The sequence below is a fragment of the Mycobacterium sp. PTI7 genome, from assembly GCF_056679845.1.
Map to the genome: position 1 here is coordinate 2,329,472 of NZ_CM155252.1, position 18,351 is coordinate 2,347,822.

An 18,351-nucleotide genomic window follows, 5' to 3' on the forward strand; every position below is an offset into this window, starting at 1 on the left:
TCACGGCGGTTTCCCCGGACCGCCGTGACGGGCCCGTCGCGATCAGGGGTTGGTGGCGGTCTTCGGGCTGGCGATGATCTGGCCGTGCATGTCCTCGAGGTCCATGCCCTTGGTCTCCATGACCCACCTCCACACGAACAGACCCGACAGCACCGCACACAGCCCGTAGAAGCCGTAGGCCAGACCGAGGTGCTCGCGCAGACCCGGGAACGTGACGGTGATCAGCCAGTTGGCGGCCCACTGCCCGGCGGCGGCGAGGCCGAGGGCGGCGGCGCGGATGCGGTTGGGGAACATCTCGCCGAGCAGCACCCAGACCACCGGGCCCCACGACATGCCGAAGGCGACGACGAACAGGTTGGCCGCGATCAGCGCGATCGTCCCGGAGGCGCCGGGCAGGCTGGGCGTCCCATCGGCGTTGAGCGTCGCGTTGCCGAAGATGACCGCCATCGTGATCAGCGTGATCGCCATGCCCGACGACCCGATGAGCAGCAGCGGCTTGCGGCCGATCTTGTCGATCAGCGCGATCGCGATGAGGGTGGTCAACACGTTGATCACCGAGGTGATGACGGTGAAGATCGCGGAGTCGTCGGCGCTGAAGCCGACCGCCTGCCACAGCACGTTCGAGTAGTAGAAGATGACGTTGATGCCGACGAACTGCTGGAACACCGACAGCCCGAGGCCGACCCACACGATGCCATAGATGCCGCCCGTGGGCTTGCGCATGTCGCGCCACGACGGCTTGTCCTCGCGCTCCAGGGTGTCCCGGATGCGGGTGATCGTGATCTCGAGGTTCTTCTTGCCGAGCAACGTGCTGAGGACCCTGCGCGCCTCGGGGATCTGATGGCTCGCAACGAGATACCGCGGTGACTCCGGGATGGTGAACGCGAGTGAGCCGTACAGCACCGCCGGGACGGCCATCACCAGGAACATCCAGCGCCACGCGTCGAGGCCGAACCACAGCGGCTCGTTGGGCCCGCCCGCGAGCCACTGCAACAGGTAGTTGATGGCGAACGACAGGAAGATGCCCGACACGATCGCCAGCTGCTGCAGCGATCCGAGCCTGCCGCGGATGCCGGGCGGCGACGTCTCGGCGATGTAGGCCGGCGCGATCACCGACGCCACGCCGACGCCGATGCCGCCGACGATGCGGAACAGCACCACGGTCCACACCTCGTGGGCGAAGCCGGTGCCGAACGCGCTGATGAAGAACAGCACCGCGGCGATCTTCATCACCGCGATGCGGCCGATCTTGTCGGCGATGCGGCCCGCGGTCATGGCGCCGGCCGCGGCACCGAGGAGGGCCGATGCGACGGCGAAGCCCAGCTCGGCGTTGCCGATCCCGAAGTCCTCCTGGATCGAGTCGACGGCGCCGTTGATCACCGCGCTGTCGTAGCCGAACAGCAGACCGCCGAGGGCGGCGACACCGGCGATCCGCACGGCGGTGCGACCGGAGGAGAAGTCCTCGTCGGTGATTGCCGACGCGGAATCGTCGACGGGGGGACCCTGACCAGCCATGAGACGTCCTTTCGCGGTGACCTGTAACACATTCAAGCACTGATGGAGGTCAGTGTCGGGTGTTCGGGAATCACCGGCGCGTGGGAATCGCCCCCGCAATTGCCAGCTAGCGCAACGGCTTAGCCGACGGGCGTTGCTGACGCGTCGAGATCGGCGTAAATGGTGCGCAGGTCGGTCACCGAGATGCCCGCGAGGGTGTCGGCGTGGTGCCGTCGCGAGGTACGCGGGACCACCACGTCGATCGGCACGACGAGCACGCCGCACCCGGCCGCCTCCGCGGCGGTGGTGCCCGTGGTGGAGTCCTCGATGGCCAGGCAGTCCGCCGGATCGACGCCGAGCAGTTCGGCTGCGCGCAGGTAGGGGTCCGGCGCGGGCTTGCCGTGCGCCACCTCGTCACCGCAGACGGTGGCCGAGAAGAACTGCCGCCCAATGCTGTTGAGCGCCTGATCGGTCAGGTCGCGTCGCGTGTTGGTGACCAGTGCCATCGGCACCCCGTCCGCCGCCAGACCCTCGAGCAGTTCGCGCGCGCCCGGCCGCCACGGGAGCCCGCGGGCGAACAGTTCGCCCACGTACTCGTGCAGCCAATCGGTCTCGCGCGCAACGCGACCCGGCTCGGGGTCCAGACCGAGATCGGCGAAGACGATCGCCATCACCGTCTCGGCGGACCCGCCCACCGTCGACTCCCGAACCTCTGCACTGAGCGACCCGCCGTGCCTGCGGTACAGCTCGTGCAGCGCCACGTCCCACAGCTTCTCGGAGTCGACGAGCGTGCCGTCCATGTCCCACAGGACGGCCTTCAGCACTGCCTGCACGCTCAGTCCTCCGGGTTGTAGCCGAGATTGGGGGCCAGCCAGCGCTCGGCCTCCTTGAGCGTCCAGCCCTTACGCCTGGCGTAGTCGGCGACCTGGTCCTGGGCGATCCGCCCGACCACGAAGTACTGCGACTGCGGGTGGCTGAAGTACCAGCCGCTGACCGCGGCGCCGGGCCACATCGCCATCGACTCGGTCAGCTCGATGCCGGTGCGGTCCTTGACGTCCATCAGGTCCCAGAGCGTCGCCTTCTCGGTGTGCTCGGGGCAGGCCGGGTAGCCGGGAGCCGGGCGGATGCCGACGTACTTCTCGCCGATCAGCTCCTCGTTGTCGAGTTGCTCGTCGGGCTGGAAACCCCAGAACTCCTTGCGGACCCGCTGGTGCATCCGTTCGGCGAACGCCTCGGCCAGGCGGTCGGCGAGCGACTCCAGCAGGATCGCGTTGTAGTCGTCGTTGGCGGTCTTGAACTCGTTGATCTTGTCGTGGATGCCGAGTCCGGTGGTGACGGCGAACGCACCGACGTAGTCGGACAGGCCGGTGTCCTTGGGTGCGACGAAGTCACCCAGCGAGCGGTTCGGGATGCCGGGACGGTGCTCGCCCTGCTGGCGCAGGTTGTGCAGCCGTGTCAGCACCTCGGTGCGGCTCTCGTCGGTGTAGACCTCGACGTCGTCGCCGACCGCGTTCGCCGGGAAGAAGCCGATGACGCCGTTGGCGGTCAGCCACTTCTCCTTGATCATCGTGTCGAGCATCTCCTGGGCGTCCTCGTACAGCTTGCGGGCCGTCTCGCCGGAGATGGGGTTGTTGAGGATGTCGGGGAATCGGCCCTTCATCTCCCACGCGTTGAAGAACGGCTGCCAGTCGATGTACTCGCGCAGTTCGGCGAAGTCGTAGTCGGCGAACTCCCGCACGCCGAGGCCCTGGGCGGGCACGGGCGGCGTGTAGCCCTCCCACTCGACCGGCGTGCGGTTGGCGCGCGCCTTCTCCAGCGTGAGCATCTTGCGCTCGTTCTTCTGCGCGTGGCGTTCGCGCAGCGACGCGTAGTCGGCCTCGGTGGCCTCCAGCAGCGCCGGCCGCTGCTTGTCGTCCAGCAGCGCGGCGGCGACGGGGACCGAGCGGGACGCGTCCTTGACCCACACGACCGGGCCGGTGCGCCGCGGCGCCACCTTGACGGCGGTGTGCGCACGCGAGGTGGTCGCCCCACCGATGAGCAGCGGGATCTCCAGCCCGGCACGCTCCATCTCGACGGCGAAGTTGACCATCTCGTCGAGCGACGGGGTGATCAGCCCGGACAGCCCGATGATGTCGGCGTCGTGCTCCTTGGCCGCGTCCAGGATCTTCTGGGCGGGCACCATCACGCCGAGGTCGATCACCTCGTAGTTGTTGCACTGCAGCACGACTCCGACGATGTTCTTGCCGATGTCGTGGACGTCGCCCTTGACCGTCGCCATGATGATCGTGCCGTTCGTGTCCTTCTTCACCGCGGCCCCGGGCAGGGGCTGCGCCTTCTCGGCCTCGATGTAGGGCAGCAGGTACGCCACGGCCTTCTTCATCACGCGGGCGGACTTCACGACCTGGGGCAGGAACATCTTGCCCGCGCCGAAGAGGTCGCCGACGACGTTCATGCCGTCCATCAGCGGACCCTCGATCACCTCGATCGGGCGGCCACCCGCCGCGGCGATCTCGGCCCGAAGTTCCTCGGTGTCGTCGTCGACGTTGGCGTCGATGCCCTTGACCAGGGCATGGGTGATCCGCTCCCGGACCGGCAGGCTGCGCCACTCGGCGGCCACCGGGTCGTCGGCCTTCTCGGAGCTGTTGAACCGCTCGGCGATCTCGAGCAGCCGCTCCGCCGCGTCCTCGCGACGGTTGAGCACGACGTCCTCGATGCGGTCCCGCAGTTCGGCGTCGATCGAGTCGTAGGGCACCAGCGAGCCCGCGTTGACGATGCCCATGTCCAGACCGGCCCGGATCGCGTGGTAGAGGAACACCGCGTGGATGGCCTCGCGGACCGGGTTGTTGCCGCGGAACGAGAACGACACGTTGGAGATGCCGCCGGAGATGTGGACCCCGGGCAGGTTCTCCTTGATCCACGCGCAGGCCTCGATGAAGTCGATGCCGTAGGTGGCGTGCTCCTCGATGCCGGTGGCCAGTGCGAAGCAGTTCGGGTCGAAGATGATGTCCTCGGCCGGGAAGCCGACCTCCTCGGTCAGGATCCGGTAGGCGCGCCCGCAGATCTCCTTGCGGCGCTCCAGGTTGTCGGCCTGGCCCTGCTCGTCGAACGCCATCACGACGACGGCGGCGCCGTACTTGCGGCACAGGCGGGCCTCGCGGACGAACTTCTCCTCGCCCTCCTTCATGGAGATCGAGTTGACGATCGGCTTGCCCTGCACGTTCTTCAGGCCCGCCTCGATGACCTCCCACTTGGAGGAGTCGATCATCACCGGGACGCGGCTGATGTCCGGCTCGGCCGCGATCAGCTTGGTGAAGCGATCCATGGCGGCGACGCCGTCGATCATGCCTTCGTCCATGTTGATGTCGATGACCTGCGCACCAACCTCGACCTGCTGTAGGGCGACCGACAGCGCGGTGTCGTAGTCCTCGGCCTTGATCAGGTTGCGGAACCGGGCCGAACCGGTGATGTTGGTGCGCTCGCCGATGTTCACGAACAGCGAGTCGTCGGTGATGTTGAGCGGCTCCAGACCCGAGAGCCGGGTGGCCACCGGGATCTCCGGCAGCCGGCGCTGCTGCTTGCCCTCGACGACCTTGGCGATCTCGGCGATGTGCTCCGGCGTGGTGCCGCAGCACCCGCCGACGAGGTTGACCAGACCGGCCTCGGCGAACTCGGCGATGTACCCGGCCTGGTGCTCCGGGTCCTCGTCGTACTCGCCGAAGGCGTTGGGCAGGCCGGCGTTCGGGTAGCAGGAGACGAAGGTGTCCGCGATGCGCGCCACCTCCGCGATGTACGGCCTCATCTCCGGTGCGCCGAGCGCGCAGTTCAGCCCCACCGCGAGCGGCTTGGCGTGCCGGATCGCGTTCCAGAACGCCTCGGTGACCTGACCGGACAGCGTGCGGCCGGACGCGTCGGTGATGGTGCCGGAAATGATCAGCGGCCACCGGCGGTCCCGCTGCTCGAACAGCGTCTCGACCGCGAACACCGCGGCCTTCGCGTTCAGCGAGTCGAAGATGGTCTCGATGATGAGCAGGTCGGACCCGCCGTCGACCAGGCCGTTGGCGGCCTCGAGGTAGGCGGCGACCAGCTGGTCGTAGGAGACGTTGCGGGCGCCGGGGTCGTTGACGTCCGGCGAGATCGACGCGGTGCGCGTGGTCGGTCCGAGCGCGCCCGCGACGTAGCGGGGCTTGTCGAGGGTGCTGAACTCGTCGGCGGCCCGCCGGGCCAGCGCGGCGCCGGCGAAGTTCAGCTCGTAGCTGAGGTCGGCCATGTCGTAATCCGACAGCGAGACGGCGTTCGCGTTGAACGTGTTGGTCTCGAGGATGTCGGCGCCGGCCTCGAGGTACTCGCGGTGGATGCCCTCGATGATCTGCGGCTGCGTGAGCGTGAGCAGGTCGTTGTTCCCCTGCAGCGCGGTCGGCCACTCGGTGAACCGGTCGCCGCGGTAGCCCGCCTCGTCCGGGCGGTCGCGCTGGATGGCCGTGCCCATCGCGCCGTCGATCACCATGATCCGCTGGTTCAGGGCTGCAGTGAGTTCATCGGTGCAGTCCGGGCGGACGTTCGGCGTGAAAGCGGCCGTGTCGGCGATCTTCGGCTCAGAGGAGGTCACGTACATTCCTTCCGTAGCGGAAGGCGTCCTTGGCTCTGCCGAGCGTGGCGGATACCGAGGTGAGACCCCCAGGCAGCCGTTGCAACGCCTCTCGACCAGACGAGTCTACGTCGTCGTGCCGCCAACGTCCGGAACGGCCGACGCGTCGCGCCCGCAGGTGCCGCTCCCCCGTCCGGCACAGGGCTTACGCTGGCCTCGTGACAGACCTGCCCGAACTCCACGAGCCGATCGTGGTCGCGGCCTTCGAGGGGTGGAACGACGCCGGCGACGCCGCGAGCGATGCGCTGGAGCACCTCGACGCGATCTGGGAGGCCGAGACCATCGTCGAGATCGACGACGAGGCGTACTACGACTACCAGGTGAACCGCCCGGTGATCCGGCAGATCGACGGCGTCACCCGCGAGCTGGTCTGGCCCTCCCTGCGGATCTCGCACTGCCGACCGCCCGGCAGCGAGCGCGACATCGTGCTGATGCACGGCGTGGAACCCAACATGCGCTGGCGCACCTTCTGCGCCGAACTGCTGCGGATCGCCGAGAAGCTGAACGTCGACACCGTCGTCATCCTCGGCGCGCTGCTCGCCGACACGCCGCACACGCGTCCGGTGCCGGTGTCCGGCGCCGCCTACTCGCCGGAGTCGGCCAAGTACTTCGGGCTCGAGGAGACCCGGTACGAGGGACCGACGGGCATCGCGGGCGTGTTCCAGGACGCCTGCGTCGCCGCGGGCATCCCCGCCGTCACCTTCTGGGCCGCCGTGCCGCACTACGTGTCGCAGCCGCCCAACCCGAAGGCGACGGTGGCCCTGCTGCGCCGCGTGGAGGACGTGCTCGACGTCGAGGTGCCGCTCGCCGACCTGCCGACGGCCGCCGAGGAGTGGGAGCAGGCCGTCACCGAGATGACCGCCGACGACGAGGAGATCGCCGAGTACGTGCAGTCCCTCGAGGAGCGCGGCGACGCCGAGGTCGACATGACCGAGGCGCTCGGCAAGATCGACGGCGACGCGCTGGCCGCGGAGTTCGAGCGCTACCTGCGCCGCCGCGGCCCCGGCTACCGCGGGAGCTAGCGGCCGACCTTGACCGCAGCCCGCTCGGCGCGCATCGCGTCGCGTTCCAGGTAGCGCGCCTTCGACAGCTCGAACTTGGCGGCCTCGTCCTCCATGCGCTCGATGAACGCGGCCAGTTCGTCGCGGCTGCGCTCACCGTCGCCGGTGAAGTCGGTGCGCTCGAACACGCGCCAGTACCGCAGGACGGGCAGGACGACCTCGTCGAGGTGCTGCCGCAGGTCGTAGATCCCGCCGACCGCGATCTTCACGGCATTGCGGCGGAAGTCGGGGATCGAGAAGCCCGGCATCTGGAAGTTCACCAGGATCCGGCAGATCGAGTGCATCGCGCGGTCCGGCGCCAGGTCCAGCGCCGCGGCGGCCAGCCCCCGGTAGAAGATCATGTGCAGGTTCTCGTCGGCGGCGACCCGCTTGAGCAGCACGTCGGCGACGGACTCGTTGCAGGCCCGGCCGGTGTTGCGGTGCGAGACCCGGGTCGCCAGCTCCTGGAACGTGACGTACACCAGCGCGTCGAGCATCGACTCGGGCGCGACCGAGCCCTGACCCTGCTGGCCGGGGCTGAAGCCCGCGGTGACCTGGGTCAGGCGGGCCCGCTCGAGGGCGTCGGGGTCGACGGCGCGGGTGACCAGCAGGTAGTCGCGCAGTGCGATGCCGTGCCGGTTCTCCTCCACCGTCCAGCGGTTCACCCACGCACCCCAGGCGTCGTCCAGGCTGAAGTGCTCGGCGATCGCCCGGTGGTAGGACGGCAGGTTGTCCTCGGTCAGGAGGTTGGTGATCATCGCGATCCGGGCGATCTCGGTGAGCCCGGACTCCTCGGGCGTCCACGGCCGGTGCGCCGGCGTGCCCAGCGACCACGGCACGTAGTCGTGCGGATTCCAGTCCTTGGTGGTCGCGAGGTGCAGGTTCATCCCGGACTCGGCGACGGGCTCGAGTTCGCGCAGCAGTTCCAGGTCGGTCAGCGGTCGCGACATCGGTCCTCACCATCGGGCTAGCAGGTCAGGCGAGGGTACCGCTGCGCGGAGGCTGAACCGGGGAGGCGGGGGCCTACCGCTCCTCGTGCGCCTTGTTGTGCGCACTCGTCCACCGGCCGAGCGCGGCCACCTCGGCGTCCATCCTGGGCAGGACGTCCGGCACGATCGCGCGGACCGGGATCTCGCCCACCCGGGTGGACAGCAGCGGCTTGAGCCACCGGATCGCACCCACCCAGCCGGGGCAGTAGATCCGGGTCCTACGACGTTCAATGCCCTTGACGAACGACTCGCCGCACCGCTCCACCGACGTCGTGCGCGACAGCGGACCGGGCAGCCGGGACAGCATCTCGTCGAACGTCGGCATGTCGGCCTTGCTGTCGCGGACCATCGCGGTGTCGATCCAGGACATGTGAGCCACGCCCACGTCGACGCCGCGGTGGGCGACCTCCAGGCGCAGCGCGTTCGCGAACTGCTCCACCGCGGCCTTGGAGGCGTTGTACGGCGCCAGCCCCGGTGCGGCGGCGAACGCGGCCAGCGACGACACGACCAGCACGTAGCCGCGGCGGTCGATGATCGACGGCAGCGTGGCACGCACGGTGTGGAAGACGCCGAGCACGTTGATCTCGAGGAGCCGCCTGAACGCCTCGGGGTCGACCTGCAGCACCGACCCGTAGCTCGCGATGCCCGCGTTCGCGACGACGACGTCGATGCCGCCGAAGCGCTCGACGGCCACCTCGGCGGCGGCCTGCATGGACTCGAGGTCGCGGACGTCGGCGACGACGGTGAGCACCCGTTCGGTGCCGAACTCGGCGGCCTTGCGGTCCAGTGCGTCCTCGTCGACGTCGGTGAGGACCAGGTTGGCGCCCTTGGCGTGCAGCCTGCGGGCCACCTCGGCGCCGACCCCCGCGCCTCCGCCGGTGATGAGGACGACCTTTCCGCGCACACGTGACATGCGCGAAAACGTACTACAGGGCCACTCCGAGGAGTGCCTCGACGGCGGCGGCGACGGTCCGCGGGGCCGCCTCGTCGTGACCGCCGAACTCGAGCGCGTCGGTGGTCCAGCCGTCAATCGCGGCAATGGCTTTGGGGGTGTCGAGGTCGTCGGCGAGGTACTGCCGCACCCTGGCGACGACGTCGGTGGCGTCCGGTCCCGCGGCCAGTCCGGTGGCGTCGCGCCACCGCCGCAGCCGCGCCTGGGCGTCGGAGAGGACCTCGTCGCTCCAGGACCGGTCCTCCCGGTAGTGCCCGGCGAGCAGACCGAGTCGGATGGCGGCGGGTTCGACGCCGTCGGCGCGCAGCCGTGAGACGAGCACCAGGTTGCCCCGGCTCTTGCTCATCTTGTGGCCGTCCCAGCCGATCATCCCGGCGTGCGAGTAGTGCCTGGCGAATCTGCGCTCCCCCGTTGCGGATTCGGCGTGGGCGGCGGAGAACTCGTGGTGCGGGAAGATCAGGTCGCTGCCGCCGCCCTGCACGTCGACGTCCGTGCCGAGCCGGGTCAGGGCGATCGCGGCGCACTCGACGTGCCAGCCGGGGCGGCCCGGGCCGAACGGTGACGGCCAGCTGGGTTCGCCGGGACGTTCGACGCGCCACAGCAGAGCATCGAGCGGGTCGGCCTTGCCCGCGCGGTCGGGGTCGCCGCCCCGCTCGCCGAACAGCCTCAGCATGGTGTCGCGGTCGTAGCCGGACTCGTAGCCGAACTGCGGGGTGGCGTCGGCGTGGAAGTACACGTCGGGGTACTGCGGGTCGTCCAGGACGTACGCGGCGCCCGAGGCGAGCATCTTCTCCACCAGCTCGATGACCTCGGCGATCGCGTCGGTGGCGGCCACGTAGTCGTGCGGCGGTAGGACGCCGAGTGCGGCCATGTCCTCGCGGAACAGCTGGGTCTCGCGGGCGCCGAGGTCGCGCCAGTCGATGCCGTCGCGGTCGGCGCGCTCGAACAGCGGGTCGTCGACGTCGGTGACGTTCTGCACGTAGTGCACCGAGCGGCCCGAGTCCAGCCACATCCGGTACACCAGGTCGAACGTCAGGTACGTCGCGGCGTGGCCCAGGTGGGTCGCGTCGTACGGCGTGATGCCGCAGACGTACATCGTGGCGGTCTCGCCCGCCGCGACGGGCCGGATCTGGCGGTCGGCGCTGTCGTACAGGCGTAGTTCCGGGCCACGTCCCGGCAGCGCCGGGACGTTCGGCGCGGGCCACGATTGCATGGCTCCGACTCTAGGGTGTGCGTTCAGGACAGCCTCCCGATGGTGGGTCACTCGACACGTTCGTGACTCGACAGAGAGGGACACCGGCGCAGGCCGATCCATTCCCGAGCCGGGTCAGTAGATGGAGCGGATGGCCTCGAGGATCGGGGTGGCGAACTCCGGCCGGCACATCAGCAGGTCCGGCAGATACGGGTCGGGACGGTTGTAGAGCAGCGGCGACCCGTCGATGCGCGAGGCGTGCAGGCCGGCGGCGCGGACCACGCCGGCCGGTGCGGCCGAGTCCCACTCCCACTGACCGCCTGCGTGCACGTAGGCGTCGACGTCGCCGCGGACCACTGCCATCGCCTTGGCGCCCGCCGACCCGATGCCCACCAGTTCGACGTCGAGGACGTCGCGCAGCCACCACAGCAGCGTCGGGGGCCGGTGGCGGCTGGTGGCGATGCGGATGGGGCCGGGTTCGCGCGGCGGCGGGCCGTCGACCGTGTCGGTGCGGTACACCACGCCGGAGCCGGGCAGCCCCACGACGGCGTCGGTGATGCCGCCGTACGGTGATCCCTCCGGGTCGCCGTCGCGCTGCCAGAGCGCGATGTGCACCGCCCAGTCGATGCGGCCGGACGTGGAGAATTCGCGGGTGCCGTCCACCGGGTCCACGATCCAGACCCGGTCGGACCGGAGCCGGACCGGATCGTCGGCGGCCTCCTCCGACAGCACGGCGTCGTCGGGCCGCTCCTCGAGCAGCCGCTTGAGGATCAGCGTGTTGGCGCGCCGGTCACCGAGGTCACCGAGGTCGTAGGGGTCGCGGAAGCCGACCTCGGCCCGGAGGGCCACCAGCATCTCGCCGGCTTCATCCGCCACCTGCGCGGCCAGCGCCGCGTCGGTCACGCGGGCGGTGGCGTAGCGGCCGGTGCCCGCACCACCATCGGGACGGCCGGGAAGTACGCCGCCATCTCGGACCGCGACCGACGCAGCGCTGCGGTGCCGAAGCCGCGGTGCCGGTGCTCGGGGTGCACCCACACCCGCACGTTCACCTCGCCGCCGACGAGTTCGCCGAAGACCATGCCGACCTTGTCCGGCCCCTCCTCCGCGACGAACCACACCGCCTCCTCGGCGGAGACCCGCGCCAGGGCGGCGGCGATCTCGTCGTCGATGTTGCCGGCGGGCCCGCCGGAGCCGTCACCGCTGGCGCCCACGTCGGAGGTCCTGGCGACGAACAGGTCGCGGTCCTCGGTCCCGGAGAACGGACGCAGCGTCAGGTCGTCACCGGAACTGGCGGGGCGATCGGCGAGCAGGAACGACAGCTGGCGGTTGAGGTCCTCGAGTTCGGCGGCGATGCGCCTGCGGGAGTCGCGGGTCAGCAGGTCGAACTGCATGGCCATCACCGCCTCGCCGCCGATCTTCGACGTGCCGAGGAGGGTGGCGATGGCCGCGACGGCGGCCGCCTTGTCCTCGGCCTCGACGATCGCGTCGAGCACCTCGTGCCTGCGGTCGAGCGCCTGTAGCAGGGCGTCGGTGATCTCGCGGCGGGCGGCGGCCCGGTCATGATCCGTCATGGGCGCCAGCGTAGAACACCGGGCGACGTCGCCGGCCACGCTCGGCCGTCTACGCGACGCTCAGAACGCCGGCCACGGGATGGGCCGGTGCCGATCCGGACCGGGCATCACCGGATCACGAAGCAGCGCAACGGTTCTCGCGTGCAGGGCGTCGATCTCGACGTCGGTGACGTGACCGGACAGCGCCTCGCCGAGATCGCCGTACAGCCGGTCGCGCACCACCTCGATGCGGGCGAGCGCCTCGTCGTCGACGGGCTTGCCGGCCCATCCCCACAGCACGGTGCGCAGCTTGTCCTCCGAATGCAGGCTGACCCCGTGGTCGACGCCGTACACCCCGCCGTCGACGCCCGCGAGGATGTGGCCGCCCTTGCGGTCGGCGTTGTTGATCAGCACGTCGAACACCGCCATGGCCCGCAGTCGGTCGTCGTCGGCGTGCACGAGCGTGACCTCGTCGCCCAGGTGATCGTAGGCCCGCAAGATGGGCAGGTAGCCGGGCGGGATCTTGCCCGCGGGCACCAGGTCGACCAGGTCGGGACCGGCGGGTTGGGCCTCGTCATCGTCGGTGTCGTCATCCGCGTCGTCGTCATCCGCGTCGTCGTCGAGATCGTCGTCGGACAGCGCGTCGCCGGGCTGGTCGACCCACCGCTGGACCATTCCGGGCCCGGCCGGGCCGTCCCGAACGACGGTGAACGGCACGACGTTCCACCCGAGGGCGTCGGACACCAGGTAGGCACCGTACTCGCGGCCCGCGAGCGTGCCGTCGGGGAAGTCCCACAGTGGCGCCTCTCCGGCGACGGGCTTGTAGACGCAGTGCACCTCGCGGTCGTCGAGGCGCGCCTCGCACAGGAACGTGGCGTTGCTCGCCGTGCGGATCCGTCCGATGACGGTCAGTTCGCCGCTGCGGACGACCTCGCCGTCAGAACTCGGGTTCATCGTCGGCTTCGCCGGCACCGAACGCTCCGCGTCGGTAGCCGTTCGTGCGGACGCAGATGTGGCCGTCCGGGTCCAGCGGTTCGTCGCACAGCGGGCACGGTGGCCGTCCCGCCGAGATCACCCGGGTTGACCGGGTGGCGAACTCGCGCGCCGACTCCGGCGACAGGAACACCCGCACCGCGTCCGGGCCGTCCTCGGCGTCGTCGAGGACCACCGACGCGTCGAACTCCGTCTCGGACACCGCGAGGAGTTCCACGACGACGGTCTGCGCCTCGGAGTCCCAGCCGAGTCCCATCGTGCCGACGCGGAACTCCGCGTCGACGGGCATGACCAGCGGGCTCAGGTCCTCGACCTCGCCGGTGTCGGGCGGGATGGGGGTGCCGAAGCGGCGGTTGATCTCCAGCAGCAGGGCGGAGATGCGCTCGGCGAGCACGGCGACCTGCTGCTTCTCGAGCATGACCGACACCACGCGGGTGTCGTGGACCGCCTGCAGGTAGAACGTGCGCGCCCCTGGTTGCCCAACGGTCCCGGCCACGAAGCGGTCGGGTGAGCGGAAGACGTGAATCGAGCGGGACATGGCCCTTCCAAAATAGCGGTAGCGGGGTGGTGCCGTACTTCGGGCGGGGCGGTGGGCGGTGTTGAGGCGGGGCGGTGGGCCGGATCGCGCTCAGTCGGTGGTGCCTCCGACGACCGCGTCGGTGACCGGTTCGCCTGCCTCGGCGGGCTTCGGGGTCAGCGCCGACGTCAGCCCGGTTCCGGTGTGGTTGACGTGCAGCACGAACGGTCGGATCGCGGTGTAGCGGATGACGCTCATCGAGGCGGGGTCGGCGGTGATGCGCTGGAATCCGTCGAGGTGGACCCCGAGCGCGTCGGCCAGGACGGCCTTGATCACGTCACCGTGCGTGCACGCCACCCACAGCACGTCGCCGCCGTGCTCCTCGGCCAGCGTGCGGTCGTGTTCGCGCACGGCCTCCACCGCGCGGCTCTGGACGTGCGCGAGCCCTTCGCCGTCGGGGAACACGGCCGCGCTGGGCTGCTGCTGGACGGTGGCCCACAGCGGCTCCTTGACCAGGTCGCTGATCTTGCGGCCCGTCCACGCGCCGTAGTCGACCTCGACGAGCCGGTCGTCGACGACAGGTTCGAGTTCCAGGGCGGCGGCCAGCGGCGCGACGGTGCGGGCGCAGCGCAGCAGCGGTGAGCGCACGATCGCCCGCACGGGCAGGTCGCCGATCCGGCCGACGACCGCGTCGGCCTGCTCGGCTCCCTTGTCGTCGAGGTCGACGCCCTCGGAGCGGCCCGCGAGCGTGTGCGCGGTGTTGGAGGTGGAGCGGCCGTGGCGGAGCAGGATGACTGTCACTGCGCGGCCATGACGCCGGTGCCGAGCAGGATGAGGACGACGACGCCGAGGACCACCCGGTAGGCGACGAACCAGTACATGCCGTGGCGCACCAGGAACCGCAGGAACCAGGCGACGGCGGCGTAGCCGACGACGAAGGCGATCACGATCGACACGATCAGCTGCAGGCCCGTGGCGCTCATGCCCTCGGCAACGGGCGCGAACGCGTCGGGCAGGGAGAACAGCCCGGAGGCGAGCACCGCGGGGATGGCCAGCAGGAAGCCGAATCGCGCGGCGACCTCGCGGTTCTGGCCGAGGAAGAGGCCCGCGCTGATGGTGGCGCCGGAGCGGGAGACGCCAGGCACCAGGGCGAGGCACTGGGCGAGGCCGACGATGACGCTGTCCTTCCAGGTCAGCTGTTCGACGCGACGGTCCTGCCTGCCGTAGTACTCGGCGGCGGCGATGACGGCCGAGAACACGATCAGCGCGATCGCGACGATCCAGAGGTTGCGGACGCCGCCGCGGATCTGGTCCTTGAACAGCAGACCGAGGACGCAGATGGGCAGGGTGCCGATGATCACCCACCAGCCGAGCCAGTAGTCGGCGTTGCGGCGCGCCGAGTCGCGCAGGCCGCCGAACCAGGCCGTCAGGATGCGGCCGATGTCGCGGGCGAAGTACACCAGGACGGCCAGCTCGGTGCCGAGCTGCGTCACCGCGGTGAACGATGCGCCGGCGTCGTCGTCGAAGAAGAGCTGCGAGGCGATCGCCAGGTGCCCGGAGGACGACACGGGCAGGAACTCGGTGAGGCCCTGCAGCACCGCCAGGACCACCACTTGGAGCCACGACATGGCCTCGACGTCGATCACGGGAGAAGACCGTACCGCGTGTTCGCTGTCAGCGAGCTGGACGTGGCACCGGTTGGGCGTCGGCGACCGCGTCGCGCACCGCGGCACCCAGGCTGCGTTCGTCGCTGGTGTCGACGTGGGCGAGGCTGCGGCTGGACCGCGCGACGACGTCCTCGGCGAGTGGCACCGGTCCGGTCAGTCGCGGCCGGTACACCTCGACCACCAGGGTCTGGTGCTCCACCTGGAAGGCGAAGGTCCGGCCGTCGCCTACCGACCCGAAGCCGCTGGCGTAGATGCCGGTCGACATGTCCTCGATGGCGAAGTCACCGCCGGCCACGTGCCTGTCCGCCGCGAGCGTCATGAGCGCACCCTACGCTCGGGGTGTCCTTCGGGGACGCCGGAGGAAACCAACCGGTGAACACGGGTTTGCCTACACTCGACCTGTCCTCGTATCCGCACGATCCGAGAGCTACCCCTTGCCCCGCCACCGAAACACCACCCGTCGCCTGCGTCACACCGTGTTCGCCGGTGTGACGGTGGTCGTCGTCGCCGCGTGCTCCTCGAGTCCGTCCGAGGCGCCGCCGCCCACCATCTCCCCCGCGGCGGCCGCGGATTCGCCGCCGGTCGCGGCACCTCCGGCGGGCGACGTGCGCGCACTTCCGGGGCCGGGCCGGACCGCGACGTTCGACCGGTCGACCCGGACCCTGGTCGTGTTGACCGGTGACGCGGCGGCCGGGTCGGTGCTGACGCTGATGGCCGGCAGCGGCCCCTCCCGTACCGTCGCGCTGCCCGCGCCGGTGACGGCCCTGGCGGGCGACGGCGACGGCACCGTCTACGGGTCGACCCGGGGCGGTTACGTGCGCGTCGAGCTGGCCGGCGGCGTCGTGGACCCGGTGCGCGTGGACGGCGCCGCGGACGTCGACTTCACCGCGATCACCCGCCGCGCCGACGGCCTGCTGGCGCTGGGCAGCGCCGACGGAGCCGTGTACACGCTCGGCTCCGACGCGTCGGTGACGGCGCGGCTGAAGATCTTCGCCCGCGTCGATGCGCTTGCCGCACAGGGCAATACCGTCGTCGTGCTGGACCGTGGACAGACGTCGGTGACCACGGTGAGCGCCTCGGGCGACGACTCGGACCACTCGTTGCGGGCCGGCGAGGGCGCCACCACGATCGCCGCGGACCCGGAGGGCCGCGTGCTGGTCGCCGACACCCGGGGCGACGAGCTGCTGGTGTTCGGATCCGATCCGCTCATGCTGCGGCAGCGCTTCCCGGTGGCGGGAGCGCCGTACGGCCTGGCCGGTGGCTCGAAGCTGGCGTGGGTGTCGGAGACGGCGGCCAACACCGTGATTGGTTACGATCTGGCGACCGGAATCCCCGTCGAGAAGGTGCGACATCGAACCGTGCAGCAACCGAATTCACTGGCCTACGACGACGACTCGGACACCCTCTACGTGGTGTCGGGGTCCGGCGCGGGCGTGCAGGTGATCACCGGGGCGTCGGCCTCGTGACGGCGATGCGCGGGCGGATGCCCGCAAGCTGGGAGTCCGACCTGTCCGACGACTACGAGTGGGTGCCGCTGCGGCTGCCGCCGGACGTCACCCGGGTGTCGGCGTCCACGCGGCTGTCCATCGAGGCCGAGTACCGCGGGTGGGAGTTGACCCGGGTGCGCCTCTACACCGACGGCAGTCGCCGGGTGCTGCTGCGCCGCAGGAAGACGGCCGCCGACCGGCTGAACGTCGGCGATCAGCCGGGCGCCTGATGTACGGACTGCTGCGCCGCATCTTCTTCCTCGTCGCTCCCGAACGCATCCACACGTGGGTGTTCGCCGCCCTGCGTGCGGCCACCGCTGTGCCGCCGCTGCGCCGCTTCCTGCGGGGCAGGCTCGCACCCGCCGATCCCATCCTGGCGACGACGGTGTTCGGCGTGCGATTCCCGGGCCCGCTCGGGCTGGCCGCCGGCTTCGACAAGAACGGCACCGGCCTGAACACCTGGGGCGCACTGGGATTCGGCTATGCCGAGGTGGGCACCGTCACCGCGCGGGCCCAGCCCGGCAATCCGAAGCCGCGGATGTTCCGGCTCGCGGACGACCGCGCGCTGCTCAACCGGATGGGCTTCAACAACCAGGGTGTGCGCGCACTCGCGACCCGGCTCGAGCACAACCGGTCCGACGTCCCGATCGGCGTCAACATCGGCAAGACCAAGCTCACCGCACCCGAGGACGCCGTCGCCGACTACGCCGAGAGTGCCCGGCTGGCCGGTCCGCTCGCGGCGTTCGTGGTGGTCAACGTCAGCTCGCCGAACACACCGGGGCTGCGGGACCTGCAGGCGGTCGAGTCGCTGCGGCCGATCCTCGCGGCGGTCCGCGCCGAGACCTCGGCACCGGTGCTGGTGAAGATCGCGCCGGACCTCTCCGACGCCGACGTGGACGCCGTCGCCGACCTCGCCGTCGAACTGGGACTGGCGGGCATCGTGGCCACCAACACGACCATCTCGCGCGACGGTCTGCGCACCCCCGGCGTGACCGATCTCGGCGCGGGCGGCGTCTCGGGCGCGCCCGTGGCCCGGCGATCGGTGGAGGTCCTGCGACGGCTGTACGACCGGGTGGGCGACCGGCTGGTCCTGGTCAGCGCCGGAGGCATCGAAACCGCCGACGACGCCTGGGAGCGCATCACCTCGGGTGCGTCACTGGTGCAGGGCTACACCGGTTTCGTGTACGGCGGCGGCCTGTGGGCCAAGCACATTCACGACGGAGTGGCCTTACGGCTCCGCGAGGGCGGCTTCACCAGCCTCGCGGACGCCGTCGGCTCCGGGACCCGCTGACTCAGTCCTTCTCGTAGGTGCCGTGGATGACGGCGCGGGCGATCGCGTGGCTGAACAGGTTGAAACCCAGGTAGGCGGGCGTCGACCCCTCCGGCAGGTCCAGCTTCTCGACGTCGACCGCGTGCACGGCGATGAAGTAGCGGTGCGGTCCGTGCCCTGGCGGCGGCGCGGCGCCGATGAAGCGCTTGAGTCCGGCGTCGTTGCTCAGCGTCATCGCGTCGCCGGGGAAGCCGCTGTGGCTGCCGTCGCCGACGCCCTCGGGCAGCTCGGTGACGGTGGCGGGCAGGTTCGCGACCGCCCAGTGCCAGAAACCCGACCCTGTCGGTGCGTCGGGGTCGTACATGGTGACGGCGAAGCTGCGGGTCTCCTCGGGGAAGCCCGACCAGGCGAGGTCCGGCGACACGTCGGAGCCACCGGCCCCCATGATTCCGCTGACCTGTTCGTTGCCCAGTGGTTGGCCGTCGGTGACGGCCTTGCTCGTCAGGGTGAAGCTGGGCAGTTCGGGTAGCGCGTCGTACGGCGTGCTCATGTGCG

Annotated in this window: 18 protein-coding genes; 4 read left to right on the forward strand and 14 right to left on the reverse strand. The window is 70.4% G+C overall.

Features of this window, described 5'->3' with window-relative positions:
• Positions 1-42 precede the first annotated feature (42 nt).
• From AC1MEY_RS11265 to metH, 3 genes are all read right to left on the reverse strand, one after another.
• Positions 43-1,515 (reverse strand): sugar porter family MFS transporter, encoded by a 1,473-nt coding sequence (locus AC1MEY_RS11265; protein ID WP_480230710.1) that lies wholly within the window; start codon positions 1,513-1,515, stop codon positions 43-45.
• A 119-nt stretch (positions 1,516-1,634) separates the two neighbouring features.
• Positions 1,635-2,315 (reverse strand): HAD family hydrolase, encoded by a 681-nt coding sequence (locus AC1MEY_RS11270; RefSeq protein ID WP_480231426.1) that lies wholly within the window; start codon positions 2,313-2,315, stop codon positions 1,635-1,637.
• Positions 2,316-2,329: 14 nt separating this feature from the next.
• Entirely contained in the window at positions 2,330-6,106 is a 3,777-nt protein-coding gene (gene metH, locus AC1MEY_RS11275) for a methionine synthase (protein WP_480230711.1), read from the reverse strand.
• 191 nt (positions 6,107-6,297) lie between these two features.
• Between metH and AC1MEY_RS11280 the strand changes: the two genes are divergently transcribed.
• Positions 6,298-7,161 carry a PAC2 family protein gene (locus AC1MEY_RS11280; protein ID WP_480230712.1) on the forward strand — a complete coding sequence of 288 codons (864 nt, stop codon included), beginning with the start codon at positions 6,298-6,300 and terminating at the stop codon, positions 7,159-7,161.
• Here AC1MEY_RS11280 and AC1MEY_RS11285 read toward each other — a convergent pair.
• From AC1MEY_RS11285 to AC1MEY_RS11330, 10 genes are all read right to left on the reverse strand, one after another.
• A complete protein-coding gene (locus AC1MEY_RS11285) occupies positions 7,158-8,129 on the reverse strand; it encodes an acyl-ACP desaturase (protein ID WP_480230713.1) in 972 nt (323 codons plus the stop codon). The two genes, AC1MEY_RS11280 and AC1MEY_RS11285, sit on opposite strands and share 4 nt — an antisense overlap.
• Before the next feature lie 73 nt (positions 8,130-8,202).
• Entirely contained in the window at positions 8,203-9,081 is an 879-nt protein-coding gene (locus AC1MEY_RS11290) for an SDR family oxidoreductase (protein ID WP_480230714.1), read from the reverse strand.
• Positions 9,082-9,094: 13 nt separating this feature from the next.
• Positions 9,095-10,333, reverse strand: coding sequence for a cysteine--1-D-myo-inosityl 2-amino-2-deoxy-alpha-D-glucopyranoside ligase (gene mshC / locus AC1MEY_RS11295; protein ID WP_480230715.1), 1,239 nt, complete (start codon positions 10,331-10,333; stop codon positions 9,095-9,097).
• Between the two features lie 114 nt (positions 10,334-10,447).
• On the reverse strand, positions 10,448-11,167 hold the full coding sequence (locus AC1MEY_RS11300) for a 3'(2'),5'-bisphosphate nucleotidase CysQ (RefSeq protein WP_480231427.1): 720 nt from the start codon (positions 11,165-11,167) through the stop codon (positions 10,448-10,450).
• A 44-nt stretch (positions 11,168-11,211) separates the two neighbouring features.
• Entirely contained in the window at positions 11,212-11,883 is a 672-nt protein-coding gene (locus AC1MEY_RS11305; protein ID WP_480230716.1) for a GNAT family N-acetyltransferase, read from the reverse strand.
• A 60-nt stretch (positions 11,884-11,943) separates the two neighbouring features.
• Positions 11,944-12,816: an SCO1664 family protein gene (locus AC1MEY_RS11310; protein WP_480231428.1), complete on the reverse strand. Its 873-nt coding sequence runs from the start codon at positions 12,814-12,816 to the stop codon at positions 11,944-11,946.
• Complete coding sequence (locus tag AC1MEY_RS11315; protein ID WP_480230717.1) at positions 12,800-13,393, reverse strand: DUF3090 domain-containing protein; 594 nt, start codon at positions 13,391-13,393, stop codon at positions 12,800-12,802. Before AC1MEY_RS11315 ends, AC1MEY_RS11310 begins: the two co-directional genes overlap by 17 nt.
• Positions 13,394-13,483: 90 nt before the next feature.
• A complete protein-coding gene (locus AC1MEY_RS11320) occupies positions 13,484-14,173 on the reverse strand; it encodes a histidine phosphatase family protein (RefSeq protein WP_480230718.1) in 690 nt (229 codons plus the stop codon).
• Positions 14,170-15,000: an undecaprenyl-diphosphate phosphatase gene (locus AC1MEY_RS11325; RefSeq protein WP_480231429.1), complete on the reverse strand. Its 831-nt coding sequence runs from the start codon at positions 14,998-15,000 to the stop codon at positions 14,170-14,172. The genes AC1MEY_RS11320 and AC1MEY_RS11325 overlap by 4 nt, the downstream gene beginning before the upstream one ends.
• A gap of 46 nt (positions 15,001-15,046) precedes the next feature.
• Positions 15,047-15,358, reverse strand: a complete 312-nt coding sequence (locus AC1MEY_RS11330) for a hypothetical protein (protein ID WP_480230719.1) — start codon at positions 15,356-15,358, stop codon at positions 15,047-15,049.
• Positions 15,359-15,473: 115 nt separating this feature from the next.
• Here AC1MEY_RS11330 and AC1MEY_RS11335 point away from each other — a divergent pair, with 115 nt between their 5' ends.
• From AC1MEY_RS11335 to AC1MEY_RS11345, 3 genes are read left to right on the forward strand one after another with little or no spacing between them, the layout of a single operon-like run.
• Positions 15,474-16,505 carry a YncE family protein gene (locus tag AC1MEY_RS11335; protein WP_480230720.1) on the forward strand — a complete coding sequence of 344 codons (1,032 nt, stop codon included), beginning with the start codon at positions 15,474-15,476 and terminating at the stop codon, positions 16,503-16,505.
• A gap of 17 nt (positions 16,506-16,522) precedes the next feature.
• Positions 16,523-16,756 (forward strand): DUF5703 family protein, encoded by a 234-nt coding sequence (locus tag AC1MEY_RS11340; protein WP_480230721.1) that lies wholly within the window; start codon positions 16,523-16,525, stop codon positions 16,754-16,756.
• Positions 16,756-17,817, forward strand: coding sequence for a quinone-dependent dihydroorotate dehydrogenase (locus AC1MEY_RS11345; RefSeq protein WP_480230722.1), 1,062 nt, complete (start codon positions 16,756-16,758; stop codon positions 17,815-17,817). Before AC1MEY_RS11340 ends, AC1MEY_RS11345 begins: the two co-directional genes overlap by 1 nt.
• A 1-nt stretch (position 17,818) precedes the next feature.
• Here the strand turns inward: AC1MEY_RS11345 and AC1MEY_RS11350 are convergent, their stop codons facing one another.
• On the reverse strand, positions 17,819-18,346 hold the full coding sequence (locus AC1MEY_RS11350; protein WP_480230723.1) for a YbhB/YbcL family Raf kinase inhibitor-like protein: 528 nt from the start codon (positions 18,344-18,346) through the stop codon (positions 17,819-17,821).
• Between the last annotated feature and the right edge of the window lie 5 nt (positions 18,347-18,351).